We start from the raw sequence: 21,012 nt of genomic DNA on the forward strand, positions 1-21,012 counted from the left end.
AAAATCTCTTGCAACCGACAGAACAGCCAAATATGCGTACCAGCCAGTTCCTGCTCTCGACCCTGAAAGAAACCCCATCCGATGCCGTGGTGATCAGCCATCAGCTGATGCTGCGTGCCGGCATGATCCGCAAGTTGGCTTCCGGCCTGTACACCTGGTTGCCCATGGGCCTGCGCGTGCTGCGCAAGGTTGAGAAAGTCGTCCGCGAAGAAATGAATGCCGCTGGCGCCCTGGAAGTGCTGATGCCCGGCATTCAACCGGCAGAGCTGTGGCAGGAGTCCGGCCGCTGGGAGCAGTACGGCCCAGAGCTGTTGCGCATGAAGGATCGTCACGGTCGCGATTTCTGCGCAGGCCCAACCCATGAAGAAGTGATTACTGATCTGGCGCGCAATGAGCTGAACAGCTACAAGCAGTTGCCGATCAATCTGTATCAGATCCAGACCAAATTCCGCGACGAGATTCGCCCGCGCTTCGGCCTGATGCGTGGCCGCGAGTTCATCATGAAGGACGCCTACTCCTTCCACGTCGACCAGGCATCGCTGCAAGAAACCTATGACCGCATGCACCAGGCCTACTGCAACGTATTCACCCGCCTGGGCCTGAACTTCCGCCCTGTGCAGGCAGACACCGGCTCCATCGGTGGTACTGGCTCCCATGAGTTCCACGTACTGGCCGACTCCGGCGAAGACGATATCGCCTTTAGCGACAGCTCTGACTACGCCGCCAATATCGAAAAAGCCGAAGCCGTTCCGCGCGAAAGCAGCCGTGGCGCAGCGACTGAAAACATGCGCATGGTCGAAACCCCGGACACCAAGACCATCGACGCACTGGTACAAGGCTTTGGTCTGGCCATCGAGAAAACCATCAAGACCCTAATCGTCCACGGCGCGAAAGAAGGCACCCTGGTCGCCTTGATTGTCCGCGGTGATCACGAACTCAATGAAATCAAGGCCGCCAATCTGGAACAGGTAGCCAGCCCGCTGGTGTTTGCCAACGAAGCTGAGATACGTGCAGCTGTCGGTGCCGGCCCGGGCTCGCTCGGCCCGGTAAATCTACCGATCACTTGCATCATTGATCGCTCGGCTGCCCTGATGAGCGACTTCGCCTCTGGCGCCAATATCGACGACAAGCACTACTTCGGCGTCAACTGGGAGCGTGACCTGCCCCTGCCGGAAGTTGCCGATTTACGCAATGTGGTGGCCGGCGACCCGAGCCCGGACGGCAAAGGCAACCTGGAAATCAAGCGCGGCATCGAAGTCGGGCACATCTTCCAACTCGGCACCAAATACAGCCAAGCGCTGAACTGCCAGGTATTAGGCGAAAACGGTAAGCCGGTGATCCTGACCATGGGCTGCTACGGCATCGGTGTTTCTCGCGTGGTGGCAGCCGCCATCGAACAGAACAACGACGACCGCGGCATCCTCTGGAATGATGCCCTAGCGCCTTTCCAGATCGCCCTAGTGCCACTGCGTTACGAAACCGACGCGGTGCGTGAAGCCACCGACAAGCTGTATGCCGAACTCACGGCGGCGGGCTTCGAAGTACTGCTGGACGACCGTGACAAAAAGACCAGCCCTGGCATCAAATTCGCGGATATGGAACTGATCGGCATCCCGCATCGCATCGTCGTCAGCGACCGTGGACTGGCAGAAGACAACCTGGAATACAAGAGCCGCCAGGAAACCGAAGCACAGGCCGTGCCTGTGGCCGATATCCTGAGCTTTATTCAGGCCCGCATCAGCCACTGATATCAGCCCTTTTAGCAAGAGTCGTCATGTTCAAGCGAAGCACCCTATGCCTCATCGCCACCCTGCTGGGTGGCTCCCTGCTACTCAGCGGTTGCGCCAACCAGTTGCCGCAACGCAGCGAGCATGAGGAACGCGTCGAGCGTAAGTTGCTCGATCATAGCCTGCAGATTGATGTCGGTGAGCCACGTGTCCTGGAGTTGCCACAACGCCGCGTACGCGTGCATGAGCAGAAAACATTTGAAGTTACTGCCTTTGATGTGACACGCCGTTACGATCGCTACACGCCCTACCAGCCCTGGCGTGAACTGTATGAAGTACCACTCGGGGCACTGGCGATTGTCGGCGGCATTGGCGCCAACGTGCTTAACGTGGTGCTGCTGGGCAGCCTGCCGGATACCGTCACCAAGGACTGGATCAGTTACGGCTTTGCTGGCATCAACCCGGCAATGAATGTCGAATCCAATGGCCGCTCGCAGCAGAACCTCGCCAGCCTCGAAGAACGCCGCCAGGATGCACGCATGGAATACTCCAGCCTGCCCTGGGCGGAACGCCCCGTGCAGGTCAAGGCGGGCGAGCAGACGCATGAGCTGCTCACTGACCGCAACGGCATCCTGCGCCTGAATCTGCTCGACAGCCCATTTGCCGAACAGGATGTCGCACGCATCAGCACGCTACTACTGACCGTCGAAGATGACCAGGGCTCAGCCCGCGCCGACGCCTCCCTGCTGGTCAGCCGCACCTTGCGCGGTAAGCTGCAGGAAGCCCATGAGCTGATCTACGCCGACCTTGAAGGTGACGACGTGGCCCAGTGGGTACACCGGGTCAAACGCCTGTCGGAACTTGGCCTGGAGGAAGAAGCCAGCGAGCTGGAACAGAGCCTGATCGAGCTGACGCGCAACGATCCAGAGCTACAGAAGATCTTCCTGCTAGCCCTGACCAGAGATGCCGGACGCCTGGTCGCCGATCCCGGCCACGACTGACCACTCATGCGGCAACGCTTGATCTGTGCCCTCCTAGGCCTACTGTGGTGGGGGATGAGCCAGGCAGACGTGCGCCAGGCACCTGAACCGGAACTGCGCCGCTTATTGCAGCAGGCAGTGGTGCAGGCCGACAGTTTTCAGGATCGCTTCGATGCCGAAGTCTGGCTGTTGGATATGTCGACGCGCATGCGTCGCTATGTTCCAGATGCAGAGGACCGCTTGAGCCTGCTACGGCTCGTACATCGCGAAGCCAGCAAGGCTGGTTTGCGTCCTGATTTGGTGATTGCCCTGATCCATGCCGAGAGCCATTTCGATCGCTTCGCCATTTCTTCAGTCGGCGCTCAGGGCATGATGCAGGTGATGCCGTTCTGGAAAGCCGAGCTGGGACGGCCGCATGACAACCTCACAGACAATGCCACAAACCTGCGCTACGGCTGCACCATCCTCAGTTTCTATCTGCGCAAGGAAAACGGCGATCTGCATCGCGCGCTGGCACGCTATAACGGCAGTCTCGGCAAACATGCCTATCCGGCCAAGGTGGTCGGTTTCTGGCATGACTTCTGGTACGTCAAACCCTGAGTGGACTAACGCCGCACAATAAACCCGGCAATCCCCTGGACGGCCTGCTCATGCAGTTCCAGACCTGTGACCCGCGCGGCTTGCGGCCCGCTCTGCAGCCAACTGGCCAATTCGCTCACAGCGGCGTCATCACCCTCAAACAGCACTTCAACCCGACCATCCTCCAGGTTGCGCACCCAGCCACTTAGCTCAAGGCGTTCGGCCTGCTCCGCTGTCGTTTGCCGAAAACGCACACCCTGAACATCCCCACTGACATAGCCATGCATGCAAACATGCGCCATCACCTACTCCTCAGCCTTGAGCGCGGCCAGACGTGTTAGTAAACCGGCGGCCGTCTGCTCGCCCAGCAAACGCTCGCGCATCCGCCCTTGGGGATCGACGAGATACGTCACGGGCAGCACCTCTGCACGTGGCAACTGATAACGTTCGGCCGGGTCCCGTGCCAGTACCGTGAAGGTAATGCCCATGTCCTGGGCCGCCCGGCTCAGCTTCTCACCCTGCAGCCCATCGAAATTCACACCGAGCACCTGCACGGATTGCGCCTTGAGCTGCATTTCCAGGGCATTGAGCTCAGGAATCTCGGTACGGCATGGCGCACACCATTGCGCCCAGTAATTAATCACTAACCACTGGCCTTCCAGGCGCTCAACCGCTACCTTTCGTCCATATTGATCGACGCCTATGTCTTCAGCACACCCGGCCAGAATCAGACCCATGCCTACGCCAGCCACAGCACGAATGATCGCCTGGAAACGCATTCCCATGCATTCGCCCCCTGATTCCATAAGGTTGATATGACATTAGATGCCTTGCGCCTGGAAGTGCCAGACATCCTCGAGACCGACGTCGCGCCCCTGGCGGATCTTAACGAGCAACTGGCGCAGGCCCGCCTGCAACCTGCCGAGCAAGCTCTACAACAGGTACTCGGCTTGCTTTTCAGGCTGAACCGCAGCGCCATGACCTTACTCGAAAGGCAACGCGCACTGCAAAGCTTCAGCGATCAATACCGCCATTACAGCAAAGCCTATCAAGGCGAAACACCACCAAGCACATTGTTTGTGCACCTGTGCAGCGAACTGGCTGCAGGTTTCAAGCGCTTGCTGTTGCAAATTCTTCAAGGCCGCCAACCATCACGCCCGCACCTGGCCTGGTGTTTGTATATGGCCCAGCACTTTCTTGCGCAGAGCCTGCTGCGCCACTACCAGCTCTATCAGGAGCCACCACCCAGCCTGTGGCGCGACAGCCACTTGCTGTATTGGATCGGCGAGCACCAGGACTGCCTTGATGAGCCAGTTGCCGCAGCATTTCTGCCGCAACCAGCCTGCACCCTGCGCGGTATCTACCAGCAGATGCTACTCCTGGCATTAAGTAACCCGTTTCACCTGGCCGAAGGTGAGTGCGCCCTGCTGTTTGGCGCCCTCTCCCCTCTATCGGGCTTGGCTCGCCTGTTGCCTTGGGATGAAGAGGAAGATGTCGAGGGTCCGACGATCGACCTGACGGAGTCTCAACCCTGCTTGAGTTACGCCCAGGTTGCCGAAGGCAGCCCGGCCTATTTGCGCCGTTTCGAACTGGGCGCTCTGCTGGTCGCCCTGCATGAGCCCGCGCCGCTGCAAAGCCAGGCTGAGCGCCAGGTACTGGAGCGCGTGCAGCAGCACTGGTTGGGACGCCAACAACGCCGCCATACCCGTGCCGATCACAGCTCAGCATGTGAACTGGTCATAGGCCTGGCCAGCATTCACGCGCAACTGTTAGAGCAAAGACCAATCCGTACTGCTGCGCAGATGCTTGATGGCAGCCCTGGCGGCGCACGCTTGCTGTGCAATGCCGACCAGGCTGCTCAGCTCTCGGTTGGACAACTGATCCTGCTGCTCACCAGCAGTGAAACCCCGACGCTGGCCCTGGTCCGCTGGCGCCACCTGAACAGTGAAGGCCTGCACCTCGGCCTACGTTATTTGAAAGGCCTACCACGCCCCGTGTGGTTGCGCCGTGCGCCCAGCGCACAAACCCACCCAGGGGTTTTGCAGAGCACACCAGAACCAGGAAATGGCTGGCATCACGGGTTGTGGCTGCCCAATGGACAATTCGTCGAAGGAGAAAATGTTTGGCTGCAACTGGCCAGCGCGCACAATCAGGCTATTTTGCCGCTGCCCGCTGCCAATCTGATGACCGCGTCGGTAACCCGCTACCCGATGCAACTGGCCTAGTTACAGTTGTCGTCACGCTAAAACTGCGAGAAAAATCACGCCCAACATCGGCCAAGCGCACAGTTTCATCGGACAGGGCCCACTTATAATTAATCGCACTTACGCTTGATACGACCTGTTATTACCCTGGAACGCAACCATGAGCCAAGCACTGGATAAGTTAGTCGGCCAAGTACCTGCTGGCATCATCAACCTCGCCCGCTTACAGGTCACCCCCTACGAAGGGCGCGTCGCCGAGTTCAACGTAGCCGCCTGGTTGCACTTGCCCGGACTGGCCAACCTGCCAGTATCACTGCTGATCAGCTACCGTGACGGCGCTAACTCGCGCGAAGTAATGGTCGACCACGGCATGCTCAATCAACACAGCAAGATCCTGCTTTCCGGTGTAGCGCGCCTGCCGGTCAAACAGAAAATTGAAGACATGCAGGTACGCGTGCGCTCGGCCGTATCGGCAAGCAGCCTGATCGTCGAAGAGTTATTTGTGCAGGCGGTGGAGCTGGCGCAAACGGATAGCCGCCAAGCACTTGCCTGAGCAACCGCGAAACACCACAGAACCCCGCGCACTGTCGCGGGGTTTTGCATTAGCCTGAGACCACACCACTGGGCGAAGTGGTTATTTGCACCTCAGGTAGCACTAAAGCTGATGAGTCATCGACAGGCGTATCTATATTGACCAAGGACTGTGGCCAGCTGCTGAAACGCAACCCGGTAATACGGTTGAGGCGTTCGAGAGCCTCTTGGGGATCACGTTGATACAGATGAATCACTTTGCCTTTGCTGGCTGTCATAACGTCTTCACACTCCGCCAATCCCTGCCCTGCTGGCAACCTGATTGCTATCTGCCATTGCGATAGCCAGAAGCGTGCCAGCGTCCCTTTAAGCTTATTTGGCGACCTTCATGGTCACCGCTGTGATCATGCGTGGGCAGCACCACGCCGAAAACTGACGTTTTACGTCACTCGACAACGCCTGTCTGGGGCTGCAGCCACTGCGCAAGGTCTTCCGCGAACAGCTGCGCCTGCTCTTCCTGCAAACGCTCCAGACTACTGCGCAGTGCCGGATACCAGGGTTCTTCAAGCTGCGCGGGCAAGAGCTCCACCCGAGGCAGCGGCCACGGGCTGCGGGTCAGCAGTTGCTGCACAGGGTAATGGCTGAGGTCGCGGCTCAGCACCCAAGCACCGGGGCCGGTCGAGGCAACCAGTTTCTGCTGCTCAAGGAATGCCAAAATCTCTTCCCACTCGTGCTCAGCCAATTGCCAGCCTTGGCGCTGCACATCACGTAAACGCACCTTCAGGCCTGATTGCTGACGCTCATAAAACACCCGAAGCACGCCGAAGACAGTCAGCAAGGGTGGCATGGCGCGCCGGCGCCATTGCTGGGAAATTCCCAAGTTGCACACCAACTCCGCGCCAAACAAGACGATCAACCAAGACAGATAGATCCACAGCAGGAAAAGCGGCACCGTGGCAAAAGCGCCATAAATCAGCTGATAGCCCGGAAACAGGCGCACATACAGGCCAAACAGCATCTTCGCCACTTCAAACAGGACGGCCGCAAACAAGCCACCCAATAACGCATGCCGCAGCGGTACCTGAGCATTCGGCACCGTGGCATAAAGCAGGGTGAAGGCCGCCACGCTGAACAGCAGTGGCATGAATTTCAGCAGTGCCTGCATGCCGAGCAAGGCATCCGGCCCGGAGATCAGCGACAGCGACGTGATATATGTACTGATGGCAAAGCCACCGCCCAGCAGCAACGGCCCCAGGCTGAGAATCGCCCAATACAGCAGAAAACTGGAAACGCCACGCCTTGGCTGGCGTACACGCCAGATGATGTTGAACGTTTTTTCAATGGTGACCAGCATCCAGAACGCCGTAGCCGCCAGCACCACTACGCCCACCCAGGTCAGCTGCCGCGCCTGGGTGGTGAAATCACGCAGGTATTGCTGCAGGGTTTCACCAGCTGAGGGCACGAAATTGCGGAAAATGAAGCTCTGGATTTGCTCGCCGGTATCCTGAAATGCCGGGATGGCCGACAACATGGAGAACGTCACAGTCATCATTGGCACCACCGCAAACAGAGTGGTGTAGGTCAGCGCCGCCGCATTGTTGGTACCTTGATCAGCGATAAACCGCTGCAACAGGAAACGCCAGAACTCCAACACATTATTTACGCGCTGCCGCATGCACTCTCCTTAGCCACTCGTACTCAGCAAACCTTTGTAGACGCAGGCGTAAATGCCGTTAGCGGGTAGAATAGCCGCCATCGATGGCTACAGGCGACTCGAACATGACCGATCTGACGCTCTACCATAACCCGCGCTGCTCGAAATCGCGCAGCGCCTTGCAACTGCTCGAAGAACGCGGACTCAACCCAGCCATTGTGCGCTACCTGGAAAACCCGCTGAGCACCGCCGAACTGCACGAACTGCTGCGTAAGCTGGGCATGCCCGCCCGCCAACTGCTGCGCACCGGGGAAGACGAGTACAAGGCACTCGGCCTGGACGACCCACAATTGACGGATGAGCAGTTGATCGCCGCCATGGTCAGCCAGCCCAAACTGATCGAGCGACCCATCCTGGTTGCAGGCGACAAAGCCGTGGTCGGTCGCCCACCGGAAAACATTCTGGAGATCCTGCCGTGAGCGCACCCTACATTCTGGTGCTGTATTACAGCCGCCATGGCGCTACAGCCGAAATGGCCCGGCACATTGCCCGCGGCGTCGAAATGGCTGGCCTGGAAGCGCGGCTGCGCACGGTGCCGGCTATTTCCGCCGAATGTGAAGCCACTGCCGCCGAGATACCGTTGGAGGGCGCGCTGTACGCCAGCCTGGATGACCTGAAACACTGCGCCGGCCTGGCGCTCGGCAGCCCGACTCGTTTCGGCAATATGGCCGCACCACTGAAGTACTTCCTCGATGGCACCAGCGGCCTGTGGCTGACCGGCGGCCTGGTCGGCAAACCAGCGGGGGTATTCACGTCCACGGCCAGCCTGCATGGCGGCCAGGAAAGCACCCTGCTGTCGATGCTATTACCGCTGTTGCACCACGGCATGCTGATCACTGGCCTGCCCTACAGCGAAGCCGCACTGCTGGAAACCCGCGGTGGCGGTACACCCTACGGTGCCAGTCACCATGCCGGCGCCGACGGTAAACGCGCCCTGGATGAACATGAAACAGCCCTGTGCCGCGCGCTCGGCCAGCGCCTGGCACATACGGCGATCAAACTGGAGAGTGCCCGTGGCTAGAACCGCCAAACCGTTACCCAGCCTGGAATGGCTGCAACCGCGCCTGAACATCAGCCGCGCCGCCAGTCTGTTGAGCTTCTTCAGCCTCGCCGCTCTGCTGCTGGTGTGGAACCTGCACTACGCCAACATCCCCGGCAAACTGCTTTGGGTCATCCTTGGCCTGCAATTGACACCGCTGCTACTGCTCGCACCGGGCCTGCTGTTGGGCAACGCGCGCGCGCATGCCTGGGCCTGCTTCGTGGTTAACCTGTACTTTATCCAGGGCGTGCTCGCCGCTTTCGACCCGAGCAAAGCGCTGTATGGCTGGCTGCTCACCCTGCTCAGCTTCAGCCTATTCTGTACGGCGCTGATGTTCACCCGCTGGCGCTTTCAGTACGAACGCAAGCTGGCCGGGGAATAACTGTAAATACGCGCTCAACGAACCCGAGCCTCAACACAGCGTAAGCACAGTGATGTTGAGGCTCGGGTTACCAGCCCAGAGTTTCTTTCAGGAAGGGAATGGTCAGTTTGCGTTGGGCCTGCAACGAGGCCTGATCCAGGCGCTCAAGCAATTCGAACAGCGCACTCATGCTGCGCTCACCGCGAGTCAAGATAAAGCGCCCAACCTCATCACTGAGGTGCAGGCCACGCCGCGATGCGCGCAGCTGCAATGCACGCAGCTTGTCCTCGTCAGAAAGCGACTGCAGCTGAAACACCAGCGCAAGGGTCAGACGCGATTGCAGATCCGCCAACTTGATTGGCAGCTCGCGCGGCGAAGTACCCGCCGCCAACAGCAGACGTCGACCGCTGTCACGCAGGCGATTGAACAGGTGGAAGAGCGCTTCTTCCCACTCACTGTTGCCAGCCACGGCATCCAGATCATCCAGACAGACCAGCTCGCACTGCTCAAGGTTATCCAGCAGCGCCGGGCCATACTCGACCACCTCGGCCAACGGCAGATACACCGCCGGCTCGCCACGCTGCTCAAAACGCAGACACGCCGCCTGCAGCAAATGACTGCGGCCAACGCCCTCACCGCCCCACAGGTAGATCAGGCTCTCGGTCCAGCCGGCATCCGCTTCACACAAACGCTCGACATAACCCAACGCCGCAGCGTTGGCTCCGGGGTAGTAGTTGGCAAAAGTGGCGTCATCACGCAGACGCACACCTAAAGGCAGTTGTATGGGTGTCATGCTGGGTTGGGCGGCTCGTCGGAACCACTGGCTGGCTCACCGTAAAGATCGGAAAGTTTATAGCCTTCTTCGCGCTAAGTCATTGATGGATAAAGCTAGTCTTTACTGACGTTCCCAGCCCCCTGCCCGTCCGGCTCTGGGCTATATCGACCAACGCTGGTAAGTGATTTCGGCACATAACTGTGAAACAGCATGGAAAACCCGTTTCAGAACCCTCCCGCCCAATGGAAAGCTGGTCGGGGATCTCGCAGGTGCTTACTCACGCCGCATCAACATTCAGCACCGTCTGGTCTACATGGCGCTGCAAGATGAACAGGTGGTGAAGGTTCCGCGGCTCTGGTCGCACTTCGAATAAACCAGCCTTTTCGACACTTCATCGACACCACCGAACGCCAGAAATCAAAAAGCCCCGACAACTCATGAGTTATCAGGGCTTTAACTGTATCAATCTGGCGGTGAAGGTGGGATTCGAACCCACGATACGATTTCTCGTATACACACTTTCCAGGCGTGCTCCTTCAACCGCTCGGACACTTCACCGGGTCTCAACAATCATTGCTGTCTGTCGAGGCGCGCTAATCTAGCCGAACAGCCCGCCAAAGGCAAAATATTTTTTCAAAAGATTCATGTGCTTATACCAGATGCTGGTCCTCGGGCGAGGTCGTGGCAGGAGCCGTGTCAAGGCGCTGCTGGCCGAACAGGATAAAGCCTAGGGAAATGAACAGACTAAAGACGAACAGCCCTAGCACGCCATCCGGACTTTGGCTGTGTGGGTTACTGGCCAGCCAGAGCAACCCGAGCAATAACAGTAAAGCCAATGCAGCGCGCCAGAATGTGCTCAGGTGGATTAAGCCACGCATACCGCCCCTCCAAATGAAGCGGTGACGGTAATCGCGCACCAATCGCTCTGACCAATTGCCGATATTGATCGCCCTCATAGCCGAATCGCCCAACATCACTGACCAGTCAGTCAGCCATCGTGCTTTACCTGATCGATGCGGATGAGTAACGTCTGCTGCACTTCAGCACAAGGAATTCGACCATGAGCGACCTGATCAGCTATCAACTCGACGATGGCATTGCCACCCTGACTCTGAACAATGGCAAAGTAAATGCCATCTCCCCGGATGTGATCACGTCCTTCAATGCCGCCCTGGATCGTGCCGAACAGGACAGAGCGATCGTGATCATCACCGGCCAGCCAGGCATCCTGTCCGGCGGTTATGACCTCAAGGTAATGACCTCCGGCCCGCAGAACGCCATCAACCTGGTTGCCGCTGGCTCGACCCTGGCGCGCCGCATGCTCGCCCACCCCTTCCCGATCATCGTAGCCTGCACAGGCCATGCGGTCGCCAAGGGTGCCTTTATTCTGCTTTCGTCCGACTACCGCATTGGCGTTGATGGCCCATTCACCATTGGCCTGAATGAAGTACAGATCGGCATGACCATGCATCATGCAGGTATTGAGCTGGCGCGTGATCGCCTACGCAAATCGGCCTTCCACCGCTCAGTGATCAACGGCGAGATGTTCGACCCGCAAAGCGCCGTGGATGCAGGCTTCCTCGACAAGGTGGTACCGGCCGAACAGCTACACGCCACAGCCCTGGCGGTTGCCCAGCAGATGAAGAAGATCAACATGACCGCGCACAAAAACACCAAGCTGAAAGTGCGTAAGGCGTTGCTCGAAGCCCTCGATCAGGCAGTCGAACTGGACAAGCAACACTCGCTGTAAAACACGAACAACACTGAAAAAGCCCGGCCTTACGCCGGGCTTTTGCATTTAATAGCCAATCAGCGGGCAATATTTCCAGCCTGTATTACTTTTAGAGGGTAGGCCACGGAATAAGGCGCCCACCGATCTATTCGATATTGCCGCGGGAGCGTGCCATGAAGATTGTCCACAAGGTTGGCTTGGCGGCAGCCATTGTCCTATTTCTAACCACTAGTCTGTTGTCATTAGCGCAAGTCAGCCAAGTCCGTAGCACCCTGCACAGTCAGGTAGCCGCAAGCATCGCTGAATCCAGCAACGCACTGGCGCGACAAATAGAGAACTGGCTCAACGCCAAACTCAAGCTGATGGATTTGATGGCGCAAAGCCTCGACAGCAATTACAGCTCCGAAGAAACCCAGCGCATCGTCAACACACCCATGCTGAAAAATGAGTTCATCCTGGTCTTTGGCGCATTGCAAAGCGATGGAAAACCCATCAAGAACAGTGACGATTGGAAACCCGCCCCGGAATGGGACGGTCGTCAGCGTCCCTGGTACGCAACCGGTAAAGACGCTTCACAAGCAGTGTTGACTGAGCCCTATGTAGACTCCACCACTGGAGAAATCCTGATTTCAGCGGTTACCCGCATAACCAATGGCGGCGAGTTTCTAGGCGTAATGGGGGGGGACATTCGCCTGAAAACTGTTGCCGATGCGGTCAACACGCTGGATTTCAACGGCGCGGGCTACGCTTTTCTGCTGACCCGCAACGGCAACATCATTTCTCACCCCAACACCGACCTCAACGGCAAGAGCTATAGCGAGCTGTTCGCCGGTCAGAGCCCTATACTAAACAAGGACTTGCAAAATATCAGCGGTGGCGACAAAGACCTGCTGGTGTCCTTTACCCCATTGCCCAACCTCAAGGGTATGGACTGGTATATCGGTGTGGTGCTGGATAAGAGCATTGTGATGGCCGAAGCCAACGCCCTGAGCTGGCGGGCGGTGATCGGCACCGTACTGGGGGTGATCATCAGCCTGATCGTGCTTGGCGTGTTGATGAACAGCCTGCTCAAACCCCTCGACCACCTGCATAACTCTCTGCATGAGGTGAACAGCGGTGAAGGCGACCTGACCCGTCGTCTACCGGCCACCGGCAACGATGAAATCGCCCTGGTATCCAAGGAATTCAACAGCTTCCTGCAAAGCCTGCAGAACCTGATCAGCGAGGTGATGGGCAGCTCCAGGCAAGTACGGGAAAGCACCACCCTGACCTCCAGCGAAGCCAACCAGGCCGCCAACCGTCTGCAGCAGCAACTGCAGGAGCTTGATCAACTGGCTACCGCCATGCAGGAGATGGCCTCGACTGCGGAAGAAGTGGCGCGCAACGCCCAGGCTGCAGCGCAGGCCGCCTTGGCTGCCAACGAAGAGACCGAAAACGGCGTGCGGGTGGTCTCGCGCTCCACAGAAGCAATCAAGCACCTGGCTGAGGAAATGGACGAGACCAGCCATGCAATCAACGAGCTGGCCAAGCTCAGCCACAACATCGAGTCGATTCTCTCTGTGATCACCAGCATTGCCGACCAGACCAACCTACTCGCCCTCAACGCCGCCATCGAGGCCGCCCGTGCCGGGGAGTCTGGCCGCGGCTTTGCCGTGGTCGCCGATGAAGTGCGCTCACTGGCCTCGCGCACCCAGCAATCGACTCAGGAAATCCGTCAGATGATCGACCAGCTGCAATCCGGGGTGAAACAGGCCGAGTCACGCATGCAGCAAAGCCGTGATACTGCCAGCAAAACAGCCGAGGATGCCGGAGCGGCCAACGATATGTTAGGGCGCATCCGCGATGCGATCACCCGGATCAACGACATGAACCTGCAGATTGCCACAGCCGCCGAGCAGCAGAGCGCCACCACCGAGGAGATAAACCGCAACACCACCAACATTCGCGACATCAGCCATGAGGTCGCCGCAGGGTCCGAAGAACAGGTGCGCCAATGCGCCGTGATGGTTGATCAGGTGGGCCAGCAGGATCACTTGCTTGGTCGCTTCAAGGTCTGACCGGCTTTACATCGGGCCGCGCACCACTGCGCAGCCCGCGCCAACCGATAAGGAGACTGGGCATGCGCATACGCCTAAGGTGGCGACAGTGTGACGCCAGTTACCCGCCCTGCCGCTACGCCGAAACGGTGAAGCCAAAGCCGTATACAGCGACATCCTGCGTGCAGGCTTTGCGCAGATGCCGGATTATCGCGTCAGCATTCACCCGGTTGGCCTGTGCACCGGAAAAAAGGCACAGCGTTGGCCTTGCTCCCGCCTATTACCGCTCCGTGAACACCCATATGGATCGAGTACTCACGGCCGCTCCTGAAACCAGGCGTGGTAGCCTCCAGGCGCAGTGAACTGGCCCTTCAGCGATCCTTCGAAGATTTCCCGGCGGTCTATGCGGTGCTGCGTATTGACCTCAACAGAGGCTTCAACATCATCACCGCCCCGGTTACAAACGCATGCTTGCAACAGAGCTACGCCAACGATAACCGTACCAACCTGCAGCAACTCAAACGTCAGCGCATGGACGTATACATCCATGATCGCCTATCGATCCTCTGGGAGCCGCAACAGATGCGAGAGCAAGGCCTGCTGGCCAACGCTGGGCGGGTCATCTCGGTTATACCCGAATCAATTAACAAGCCCTACAAGCAGGACTTTATGCTGCGCCTGGGTCCGGCCCTACGAAGTCTTGAAGCAGATGGCAGCATTGATCGCCTTGCTGCTCGCTACAGCACCATCAACATGTTGCCGGCCAGAGGCCTGGGCTACACCAGCGGTAACAACCTCTGATCAGCATCAATTGCTGAAAGCAGTGCACGCCCGTACACTGCGCGCCTTTTTCTTACGACGGGCGTACCAAATGCTATTTATTCTGCGCATGCTGGCGATGGGCGTGCACTTTATCCTCGCCGGTACCCTGGGCCTGCTGCTCGGCATTTGCCGCCCATTCAATCCGGACAACAGCCGCCTGTGCGCGCGCCTCTACAGCATACCGGCACAATGGCTGCTGCGTTGGAAACTCAAGACCGACGCACAACCACTGCTCAACCACCAACGCTCATGTGTGATTGTGGCCAACCACCAATCCAACTATGACCTCTATGTACTCGGCCGGGTGGTTCCCGAGCGCACTGTCAGCATCGGCAAGAAAAGCCTGAAATGGGTGCCCTTCTTCGGTCAGCTCTACTGGCTGGCCGGCAACGTGCTGCTCGACCGCGGTAACGCGATTCGCGCCAAGCAGGCCATGCTCACCACCACCGACACCCTGAAGCACAAAGACACCTCGATCTGGGTGTTCCCTGAAGGTACGCGCAACCTGGGCAAAGGCCTGTTGCCATTCAAGAAAGGCGCCTTCCAGATGGCCATTGCTGCCGGCGTGCCGATCATCCCGGTGTGTGTCAGCACCTACATCAACCATATCCAGCTCAATCGCTGGAACAGCGGCGAAATCATGATCCGCTCGCTGCCGGCCATCCCCACCGCCGGCCTGAGCCAGGATGATCTGCCACAGTTGGTCGAAACCTGCCGCACGCAGATGCAGCAGTGCATCGAGGCGATGGACCAGCAGTTGACACAGCGCGCCTGATTATTGCCCGGTGCAAACAAGCCCAGCCCCGCGCTGGGCTTTTTATTAGCATGCACACCGACCACGGCGAAGCCGCTAAGCTGCGTGCTGAAACCAGCCAATAAGGGACGCATCATGGGTCGAGTTGTTGCCGCAGCTGTTTACAGCAAGGGGCTGAAAGTCAGCAATATCAGCCTTGATGAGGGTAGGCAGTGGGCGAAAAAGCCGGGCCACTTTGTCTGGATCGGCCTGCACGATCCCGGCAGCGATGAGCTAAGCAACCTGCAACGGCAGTTCGACCTGCATGAGCTGGCCCTGGAAGACGCCTTACAGCGGCACACCCGGCCCAAACTGGAGACTTTTGGCGATGCACTGTTTCTGGTGCTCTACTCGCCCGTTCGCGCCAACGGCGAGCTGACCTTTGTCGAAACCCAGTTGTTTGCTGGCAGCGGCTACATCATCAGCGCCCGCTACGGTGACTCGGCGCCCTATTCGCAGGTTCGCCAGCGCTGCGAGGCACGCCCACTGCTGCTTGAGCACGGAGAAGATTTCGTGCTCTACGCCCTGCTCAGTTTCGTCATCGAGAACTACCGGCCGCTGATGGACAACTACCACAGCGAACTTGAGGAGGTGGAACAGCATGTGCTGAAACACCCACTCAGTCAGGCCGACGTCGAACGCATCCAGGGGCTGCGCCGCGATCTTCTGCGCCTGCGCCGCTATATCGGGCCGCTGGCGGAAATCTGCCAGGAGCTACAGCGCCTGGAGTTCCCATTTATCGACAAAAACATGCGCCCCTACTTCCGCGACGTGGCGATTCACGTCAACCGCCTGCTGGAAGACCTCACCGCCCTGCGCGAAATGGCCGACCACGCCATCGAGATCGGCCTGCTGCTGGAGTCGTCCCGGCAAAGCGTCACTCAGCGCAAGTTCGCCGCTTGGGCGGCAATACTCGCCTTCCCCACGGCAGTGGCCGGAATCTACGGGATGAACTTCCAAAACATGCCCGAACTGACCTGGCAATACGGCTATTTCGCCGTGCTCGGCGTCATCACCACCGGCTGCCTCAGCCTGTATGCCAGCTTCAAGCATTACGGCTGGCTATAAAAAATCGCCTGGAACTATTTTAACGGCGCAGAACGGCAGTCCAGGGGGCGGCCATGGATAGCACGCCATAAAAAAGCCCGGTCATTGACCGGGCTTTTTATCTGCCAACATTTATTCGACTAGACCTGCACGACCGTGAGCGACAAAACGCATCATCCACTCGGCGACCGTATGGCCCTGGTGGTCATGCTGCAGGCTGTCAACGCCGCGGGTATACGCCGGCTCGCCAATATGCTGCTGACGCAGGTCAAGCAACGCGCGCGAGTAGTCATGCACAAACTCGGGGTGCCCCTGGAAGCACAATACCTGATCACCAATGCAGTAAGACGCAATCGGGCAGAACTCGCTGCTGGCCAGCAAGGTAGCGTTCTCCGGCAATTGGGTGACCTGGTCCTGGTGGCTGATCAGCAGCGTAAGGTCTTCCAGATCTGGGCTCATCCAGGCCGGTCTGTTCTCCATACGGTACTGATGGATACCCACACCCCAGCCTTGCACGGCACGCTCGGCTTTGCCGCCCAGCAACAGCGCCAATAGCTGATGACCGAAACACACCCCCAATAGCTTGTCGCCACGGGCATAACGCTCCAGCAGGTAGGTTTTCAACGTCTGGATCCAGGCGTCGCTACCAAAGGAATCTGCCTTGCTGCCCGTCACCAGATACGCATCGTAGCGCTCGCTGTCCGGCGGGTAGTGCCCCTCCATCACGTTGTACACCTTGAACTCGGCAGCAATCGGCTGACGGGCGAACAATTGCTCGAACATACGACCATAACTGTCGTATTGATCGACCAACTCAGGGCGAAGAACATCGGTTTCCAGGATGCAGATCTGCAGCGGCATATGGGCGGTTACCTAGGGCGCAGGAGGGTTGTTTTTCCAGCGCGCAAGCGTGCCTGCTGCCAGCCTGCATGGCAATAGTTCTGGGACTAACCCGACCAATTACCCGCAGCTTCTGCGGCCGCTGTAACAACCCGGTGTACGGACCATCAGCGCCCTCGATAGTCACCATAAGCACCATTCACTTCTGTCGATAACGGCACAGGCCGATGATCTGGCCATCGGGCACTGCGCCCCCCCACAGAAGAGGACACCCCCATGACCAGTTTCTCCGCCATCGCCAGCCTGCTGGCCGCCTCAGCCTTCAACAGCACCCAAAGCGCCAGCAGCATTCGTCAGGCGCAACAGGCATTGAACGCACAAAAACGCGCCGCCCAATAACAGCGCCATTCGCTTCCGGAGAATCGCCATGAGCATCGCCCAAACACTGAGTAACCAGAACGTCTATGGCGTGACCTACGCCATAGTCGACAGCAGTGGCATCCACTTCGAGTCCGAGCTGGCCATTCAGTTGGGCGACGGTGGCCTGACCACCCTGCGCATGCCTACCCAGCTGAGCGAACGCCAGGCCATCCAGCAACTGGTTTGCGGCCGTCAGGTGTGCTGAAAATCACTCAGACGCGCTATTGCGCTGGCATCGGGCAGCTGAGGTCGCCCTCTTCACAGACGGCCAGCTGTTCCAGCTCCTTGACCCGCGCGGCGGTCTTTTGCGTCAGGCAACCATTAAGCACCATCGGATAGGCGGAGCCGCCCTCCACCGACGCTGACTCGAACGCGCAAGCCAGATCGCGGAATTTGATCCAGGCCAGTTGCACGTCCTTGAGTTGCTGCTTCTGCCCATCATCCAGACGCTTGCGATAATCGCCGTAGAGCTGATTCAGGCGTTTGTCCTGTGCAGCGTAGTCCGCCGCCGCGCACTGGTTAAGGGTGAGTTGATCCATGGCATTGGCGCAGTCATCGGCCCAGGCTGGTGACGCCAACACCCCGACCAGTACACATGCAAAACCTTTCAGACACTGCACATAGGCTCCTTGAGCGGTTAAACCGCTCCGTTATGACTCAGGTTATGGAACGGCCAGCAACTTCTGGTTGGCCATGGCGCAGTAGGACTGCTGGCGCTTAGCCACCGGCAGCGCCTGAAGCGCAGTACCGCATTGCGCCAGGCTGGCGCTTTGACGCAAGCGCATGCGCGCTGTCGCCTCGATTTCGACCAGATAGGCATAGTCATACCTCGCCTTGTCGTACCAGCCGTCAATGGATTGCTCACTGGTCACGCAACGGTACTGCATCTGCACCGTGTAGCCTTTCATGCGGTGGCTCATGAAAATGTGGTGATAACGCGACCAGTCGCGCTCGCGAATCCCCTGCAAACGCGCTTCTTCACAGCCCTCAAGCTGAGTGATCTGCGGTTCATGGAGAAAGACTACTTGCGCCAGATTAGAGCCACCTAGGTTAGCCAGGGCGACCAGGTAGACCCTATCCTCGACTGCCTCGGCCTGGCCCATAAACCCAAGCAGAAGTACGACGATCCAGACCTGTTTCATGCAAAACTCCTGAGTAAAACAACAGCCTAAACAAGCCAATCTGAACTGGCCATGCGCAGATACAAAAAAGCCAGCTCATTGAGCTGGCTTTGATGTGACCTGATGTCAGCTTAGAACTGCTGGTTCTTCGCTGCTTTTTCCAGCAACAGTGCCGGTGGCAGGAAGCGCTCGCCATACTGCTCAGCCAGGTACTGAGCGCGGGCGACAAAGTCCTTCACCCCGTACTGGTTAATAAACTGCAACGCCCCACCGGTCCAGGCGGCAAAGCCGATGCCGAAAATCGAACCGATGTTGGCATCGGCCACCGACTTGAGCACATCCTCCTCCACACAACGCACGGTTTCGATGGCCTGGATAAACAGGATGCGATCACGTACGTCCTCCTGTGAAATCTGCGCCTCGGCTTTTTCAAAGCGCGCTTTCAGCTCCGGCCACAGGTGCTTCTTGCCACCCGCCGGAGCGCCGGCCGCCGGGTAATCGTAGAAGCCCGCACCCGCCGCTTTGCCCGGCCGTTTGTATTCGTTGAGCATCATGTCGATCACGGCAAATGCCGGGTGCTCAGGGATGGATTTACCCTCAGCTGCCAGATCCTTGAGGGTCTGCTGGCGGATATGGTTCATCAGGCTCATCGACACTTCGTCGCTGATCGCCAGCGGGCCCACCGGCATGCCGGCCTTGCGCGCTTCGTTCTCGATCATCGCCGCGCTCACGCCCTCACCGAGCATGGCCAGGCCTTCGTTGGTAAAGGTACCGAACACGCGCGAGGTGAAGAAACCACGGCTGTCGTTGACCACGATCGGGGTCTTCTTGATCTGCATGACGTAGTCGAAACCACGCGCCATGGTCTCATCGCTGGTGTGCTCGCCTTTGATGATTTCCACCAACGGCATCTTGTCCACCGGGCTGAAGAAATGCAGGCCGATAAACTTGTCCTGCTTCTGCACGGCGGTGGCCAGACCGGTGATCGGCAAGGTCGAGGTGTTGGAAGCGATCACCGCATCCGCCAGCGCCGCACGCTCGGCTGCCGCGGTGACGTTGGCCTTGAGGTCACGGTCCTCGAACACGGCTTCGATAATCAGGTCGCAGCCTTCAAAATCAGCGTCACTGACGGTGGGTTTAATCCGTGCCAGGATGCCATCGCGCTTCTCGGCGCTCATCTGGCCACGGCCGACTTTCTTCTCCAGCAGTTTGGCCGAGTAGCTCTTGCCCTTCTCAGCGGCCTCGATGGAAATGTCCTTGAGCACCACCTCGATGCCCGCCACCGCCGACACATAGGCAATGCCTGCACCCATCATGCCGGCACCGAGCACGCCGACTTTCTTGGTCACGTAAGGCTCGAAGCCCTGCGGGCGGGAGCCGCCTGCATTGATTTCATTGAGCTGGAACCAGAAGGTGCCAATCATATTCTTCGCCACTTGCCCGGTGGTCAGTTCGGTGAAGTAGCGCGCCTCGATGATCTGCGCGGTGTCAAAGTCGACCTGCGCGCCCTCGACGGCGGCGCACATGATCTTCTCCGGTGCGGGGAAGCAACCCTTGGTTTTGTCACGCAGCACACTCGGCGCAATGGCCAGCATTTGCGCCACGTTCGGGCTGGAAGGCGTGCCACCGGGAATCTTGTAGCCTTTCACGTCCCACGGCTGCACAGCCGTCGGGTTGGCGGCAATAAAGGCGCGCGCCTTGGCCAGCAGGTCGTCGCTATCACTGGCCAGCTCATGGATCAGACCCGCCTTGAGCGCCGCATCAGGGCGTACCTTCTTGCCTTCGGCCAGGTACGGCAGGGCTTTTTCCAAACCGAGGATGCGCACCATGCGCACCACACCGCCGCCGCCCGGCAGCAGGCCGAGGGTCACTTCCGGCAAACCGAGCTGGATGCTGGAATTATTCAGGGCGATACGGTGGTGGCAGGCCAGAGCAATTTCCCAGCCGCCACCCAAAGCCGCGCCATTAATGGCGGCGACCACCGGTTTGCCGAGGCATTCCAAGCGGCGCAGCTGGCCTTTGATATTGAGGATCATCTGGTAGAAAGCCGGCGCGTCGGCCTTGGTGACCTTGATCAGTTCATTGAGGTCGCCGCCCGCGAAGAAGGTTTTCTTCGCGGAGGTGAGGATAACCCCGGCGATGGAATCCTTCTCGGCTTCCAGGCGGTCGACGGTCTTGCCCATGGCTTCGCGGTATACCGCGTTCATGGTGTTGGCGCTCTGGCCGGGCATGTCCATGGTCAGAACGACGATATTGTCCTGACCTTTTTCGTAACGGATGGCGTCAGTCAT

Annotated in this window: 24 protein-coding genes, 1 tRNA gene and 3 pseudogenes; 17 read left to right on the plus strand and 11 right to left on the minus strand. The window is 58.7% G+C overall.

Annotation, left to right across the window (positions count from 1 at the left end):
- The first annotated feature begins 32 nt into the window (after positions 1-32).
- The 3 genes from DBR00_RS12155 to DBR00_RS12165 are packed head-to-tail and all read left to right on the plus strand — an operon-like array spanning position 33 to position 3,307.
- Complete coding sequence (locus DBR00_RS12155; RefSeq protein ID WP_108489835.1) at positions 33-1,748, plus strand: proline--tRNA ligase; 1,716 nt, start codon at positions 33-35, stop codon at positions 1,746-1,748.
- Positions 1,749-1,774: 26 nt separating this feature from the next.
- Entirely contained in the window at positions 1,775-2,728 is a 954-nt protein-coding gene (locus tag DBR00_RS12160) for a hypothetical protein (protein ID WP_108489836.1), read from the plus strand.
- Between the two features lie 54 nt (positions 2,729-2,782).
- Entirely contained in the window at positions 2,783-3,307 is a 525-nt protein-coding gene (locus tag DBR00_RS12165) for a lytic transglycosylase domain-containing protein (RefSeq protein ID WP_256583000.1), read from the plus strand.
- Positions 3,308-3,312: 5 nt separating this feature from the next.
- On the opposite strand, the gene DBR00_RS12170 is transcribed toward DBR00_RS12165, so the two are convergent.
- Both DBR00_RS12170 and DBR00_RS12175 read right to left on the minus strand, forming a co-directional pair.
- Entirely contained in the window at positions 3,313-3,588 is a 276-nt protein-coding gene (locus tag DBR00_RS12170) for an acylphosphatase (protein ID WP_108489838.1), read from the minus strand.
- Positions 3,589-3,591: 3 nt separating this feature from the next.
- Entirely contained in the window at positions 3,592-4,071 is a 480-nt protein-coding gene (locus tag DBR00_RS12175; protein ID WP_108489839.1) for a TlpA disulfide reductase family protein, read from the minus strand.
- 30 nt (positions 4,072-4,101) lie between these two features.
- Between DBR00_RS12175 and DBR00_RS12180 the strand changes: the two genes are divergently transcribed.
- Positions 4,102-5,511, plus strand: coding sequence for a PilZ domain-containing protein (locus DBR00_RS12180; RefSeq protein WP_108489840.1), 1,410 nt, complete (start codon positions 4,102-4,104; stop codon positions 5,509-5,511).
- A gap of 139 nt (positions 5,512-5,650) precedes the next feature.
- A complete protein-coding gene (locus tag DBR00_RS12185; protein WP_108489841.1) occupies positions 5,651-6,043 on the plus strand; it encodes a hypothetical protein in 393 nt (130 codons plus the stop codon).
- Positions 6,044-6,182: 139 nt separating this feature from the next.
- On the opposite strand, the pseudogene DBR00_RS21075 reads toward DBR00_RS12185, so the two are convergent.
- A pseudogene (locus tag DBR00_RS21075) lies at positions 6,183-6,299 on the minus strand (hypothetical protein); the annotation flags it as partial.
- Between the two features lie 167 nt (positions 6,300-6,466).
- A complete protein-coding gene (locus DBR00_RS12195; RefSeq protein WP_108489843.1) occupies positions 6,467-7,696 on the minus strand; it encodes a virulence factor BrkB family protein in 1,230 nt (409 codons plus the stop codon).
- A 104-nt stretch (positions 7,697-7,800) separates the two neighbouring features.
- Between DBR00_RS12195 and arsC the strand changes: the two genes are divergently transcribed.
- From arsC to DBR00_RS12210, 3 genes are read left to right on the plus strand one after another with little or no spacing between them, the layout of a single operon-like run.
- Entirely contained in the window at positions 7,801-8,154 is a 354-nt protein-coding gene (arsC, locus tag DBR00_RS12200) for an arsenate reductase (glutaredoxin) (protein ID WP_108489844.1), read from the plus strand.
- Complete coding sequence (gene wrbA / locus DBR00_RS12205) at positions 8,151-8,756, plus strand: NAD(P)H:quinone oxidoreductase (RefSeq protein WP_108489845.1); 606 nt, start codon at positions 8,151-8,153, stop codon at positions 8,754-8,756. Before arsC ends, wrbA begins: the two co-directional genes overlap by 4 nt.
- Positions 8,749-9,156, plus strand: coding sequence for a DUF2069 domain-containing protein (locus DBR00_RS12210; RefSeq protein ID WP_108489846.1), 408 nt, complete (start codon positions 8,749-8,751; stop codon positions 9,154-9,156). The genes wrbA and DBR00_RS12210 overlap by 8 nt, the downstream gene beginning before the upstream one ends.
- Before the next feature lie 67 nt (positions 9,157-9,223).
- Here DBR00_RS12210 and hda read toward each other — a convergent pair whose 3' ends face one another.
- Entirely contained in the window at positions 9,224-9,928 is a 705-nt protein-coding gene (gene hda, locus DBR00_RS12215; protein WP_108489847.1) for a DnaA regulatory inactivator Hda, read from the minus strand.
- A gap of 205 nt (positions 9,929-10,133) precedes the next feature.
- On the opposite strand from hda, the pseudogene DBR00_RS12220 reads away from it, so the two are divergent.
- Positions 10,134-10,283 (plus strand): annotated as a pseudogene (locus tag DBR00_RS12220) (type II toxin-antitoxin system YoeB family toxin); the annotation flags it as partial.
- A 95-nt stretch (positions 10,284-10,378) separates the two neighbouring features.
- Here the strand turns inward: DBR00_RS12220 and DBR00_RS12225 are convergent.
- Positions 10,379-10,468 (minus strand) — tRNA-Ser (locus tag DBR00_RS12225).
- A 92-nt stretch (positions 10,469-10,560) separates the two neighbouring features.
- Positions 10,561-10,788, minus strand: a complete 228-nt coding sequence (locus DBR00_RS12230) for a hypothetical protein (RefSeq protein WP_108538063.1) — start codon at positions 10,786-10,788, stop codon at positions 10,561-10,563.
- A 182-nt stretch (positions 10,789-10,970) separates the two neighbouring features.
- Here DBR00_RS12230 and DBR00_RS12235 point away from each other — a divergent pair, with 182 nt between their 5' ends.
- The 6 genes and pseudogenes from DBR00_RS12235 to DBR00_RS12255 all read left to right on the plus strand — a co-directional run bounded on the left by DBR00_RS12235 (position 10,971) and on the right by DBR00_RS12255 (position 16,361).
- A complete protein-coding gene (locus tag DBR00_RS12235) occupies positions 10,971-11,660 on the plus strand; it encodes a crotonase/enoyl-CoA hydratase family protein (RefSeq protein WP_108489850.1) in 690 nt (229 codons plus the stop codon).
- Between the two features lie 155 nt (positions 11,661-11,815).
- Positions 11,816-12,841, plus strand: a pseudogene (locus DBR00_RS21485) (cache domain-containing protein); the annotation flags it as partial.
- 30 nt (positions 12,842-12,871) lie between these two features.
- Positions 12,872-13,699 carry a methyl-accepting chemotaxis protein gene (locus DBR00_RS21490; protein ID WP_371920656.1) on the plus strand — a complete coding sequence of 276 codons (828 nt, stop codon included), beginning with the start codon at positions 12,872-12,874 and terminating at the stop codon, positions 13,697-13,699.
- Positions 13,700-14,017: 318 nt separating this feature from the next.
- Positions 14,018-14,479, plus strand: a complete 462-nt coding sequence (locus DBR00_RS12245; protein WP_108489852.1) for a hypothetical protein — start codon at positions 14,018-14,020, stop codon at positions 14,477-14,479.
- Between the two features lie 70 nt (positions 14,480-14,549).
- The gene (locus DBR00_RS12250; protein ID WP_108489853.1) at positions 14,550-15,275 is read left to right on the plus strand and encodes a 1-acylglycerol-3-phosphate O-acyltransferase; all 726 of its coding nucleotides are present in this window, start codon (positions 14,550-14,552) and stop codon (positions 15,273-15,275) included.
- 114 nt (positions 15,276-15,389) lie between these two features.
- The gene (locus DBR00_RS12255) at positions 15,390-16,361 is read left to right on the plus strand and encodes a magnesium and cobalt transport protein CorA (RefSeq protein WP_108489854.1); all 972 of its coding nucleotides are present in this window, start codon (positions 15,390-15,392) and stop codon (positions 16,359-16,361) included.
- Between the two features lie 111 nt (positions 16,362-16,472).
- Here the strand turns inward: DBR00_RS12255 and DBR00_RS12260 are convergent, their stop codons facing one another.
- On the minus strand, positions 16,473-17,201 hold the full coding sequence (locus DBR00_RS12260; protein WP_108489855.1) for an amidotransferase: 729 nt from the start codon (positions 17,199-17,201) through the stop codon (positions 16,473-16,475).
- A gap of 255 nt (positions 17,202-17,456) precedes the next feature.
- On the opposite strand from DBR00_RS12260, the gene DBR00_RS21080 reads away from it, so the two are divergent.
- On the plus strand, positions 17,457-17,579 hold the full coding sequence (locus DBR00_RS21080; RefSeq protein ID WP_256583001.1) for a hypothetical protein: 123 nt from the start codon (positions 17,457-17,459) through the stop codon (positions 17,577-17,579).
- A gap of 28 nt (positions 17,580-17,607) precedes the next feature.
- The gene (gene ptrC, locus DBR00_RS12265; protein ID WP_108489856.1) at positions 17,608-17,805 is read left to right on the plus strand and encodes a type III secretion system co-regulatory protein PtrC; all 198 of its coding nucleotides are present in this window, start codon (positions 17,608-17,610) and stop codon (positions 17,803-17,805) included.
- 16 nt (positions 17,806-17,821) lie between these two features.
- Here the strand turns inward: ptrC and DBR00_RS12270 are convergent, their stop codons facing one another.
- From DBR00_RS12270 to DBR00_RS12280, 3 genes are all read right to left on the minus strand, one after another.
- A complete protein-coding gene (locus tag DBR00_RS12270) occupies positions 17,822-18,220 on the minus strand; it encodes a lysozyme inhibitor LprI family protein (protein WP_256583002.1) in 399 nt (132 codons plus the stop codon).
- 42 nt (positions 18,221-18,262) lie between these two features.
- Positions 18,263-18,742: a hypothetical protein gene (locus DBR00_RS12275; protein WP_256583003.1), complete on the minus strand. Its 480-nt coding sequence runs from the start codon at positions 18,740-18,742 to the stop codon at positions 18,263-18,265.
- 110 nt (positions 18,743-18,852) lie between these two features.
- Positions 18,853-21,012, minus strand: coding sequence for a 3-hydroxyacyl-CoA dehydrogenase NAD-binding domain-containing protein (locus DBR00_RS12280; protein ID WP_108489857.1), 2,160 nt, complete (start codon positions 21,010-21,012; stop codon positions 18,853-18,855).

This window comes from Pseudomonas sp. HMWF032 (genome assembly GCF_003060885.1).
GTDB lineage: Bacteria > Pseudomonadota > Gammaproteobacteria > Pseudomonadales > Pseudomonadaceae > Aquipseudomonas.

Coding starts and splice junctions, on each gene's coding strand:
- arsC (WP_108489844.1), top strand. CDS start 7,801: ATGACCGATCTGACGCTCTACCATAACCCGCGCTGCTCGAAATCGCGC.
- DBR00_RS21490 (WP_371920656.1), top strand. CDS start 12,872: ATGGGCAGCTCCAGGCAAGTACGGGAAAGCACCACCCTGACCTCCAGC.
- DBR00_RS12180 (WP_108489840.1), top strand. CDS start 4,102: ATGACATTAGATGCCTTGCGCCTGGAAGTGCCAGACATCCTCGAGACC.
- DBR00_RS12280 (WP_108489857.1), bottom strand. CDS start 21,012: ATGACTGACGCCATCCGTTACGAAAAAGGTCAGGACAATATCGTCGTT.
- ptrC (WP_108489856.1), top strand. CDS start 17,608: ATGAGCATCGCCCAAACACTGAGTAACCAGAACGTCTATGGCGTGACC.
- DBR00_RS12175 (WP_108489839.1), bottom strand. CDS start 4,071: ATGGGAATGCGTTTCCAGGCGATCATTCGTGCTGTGGCTGGCGTAGGC.
- DBR00_RS12250 (WP_108489853.1), top strand. CDS start 14,550: ATGCTATTTATTCTGCGCATGCTGGCGATGGGCGTGCACTTTATCCTC.
- DBR00_RS12195 (WP_108489843.1), bottom strand. CDS start 7,696: ATGCGGCAGCGCGTAAATAATGTGTTGGAGTTCTGGCGTTTCCTGTTG.
- DBR00_RS12155 (WP_108489835.1), top strand. CDS start 33: ATGCGTACCAGCCAGTTCCTGCTCTCGACCCTGAAAGAAACCCCATCC.
- DBR00_RS12185 (WP_108489841.1), top strand. CDS start 5,651: ATGAGCCAAGCACTGGATAAGTTAGTCGGCCAAGTACCTGCTGGCATC.
- DBR00_RS12275 (WP_256583003.1), bottom strand. CDS start 18,742: ATGAAACAGGTCTGGATCGTCGTACTTCTGCTTGGGTTTATGGGCCAG.
- DBR00_RS12165 (WP_256583000.1), top strand. CDS start 2,783: ATGAGCCAGGCAGACGTGCGCCAGGCACCTGAACCGGAACTGCGCCGC.
- DBR00_RS12255 (WP_108489854.1), top strand. CDS start 15,390: ATGGGTCGAGTTGTTGCCGCAGCTGTTTACAGCAAGGGGCTGAAAGTC.
- DBR00_RS12160 (WP_108489836.1), top strand. CDS start 1,775: ATGTTCAAGCGAAGCACCCTATGCCTCATCGCCACCCTGCTGGGTGGC.
- DBR00_RS21080 (WP_256583001.1), top strand. CDS start 17,457: ATGACCAGTTTCTCCGCCATCGCCAGCCTGCTGGCCGCCTCAGCCTTC.
- hda (WP_108489847.1), bottom strand. CDS start 9,928: ATGACACCCATACAACTGCCTTTAGGTGTGCGTCTGCGTGATGACGCC.
- DBR00_RS12170 (WP_108489838.1), bottom strand. CDS start 3,588: ATGGCGCATGTTTGCATGCATGGCTATGTCAGTGGGGATGTTCAGGGT.
- DBR00_RS12230 (WP_108538063.1), bottom strand. CDS start 10,788: ATGCGTGGCTTAATCCACCTGAGCACATTCTGGCGCGCTGCATTGGCT.
- DBR00_RS12235 (WP_108489850.1), top strand. CDS start 10,971: ATGAGCGACCTGATCAGCTATCAACTCGACGATGGCATTGCCACCCTG.
- DBR00_RS12260 (WP_108489855.1), bottom strand. CDS start 17,201: ATGCCGCTGCAGATCTGCATCCTGGAAACCGATGTTCTTCGCCCTGAG.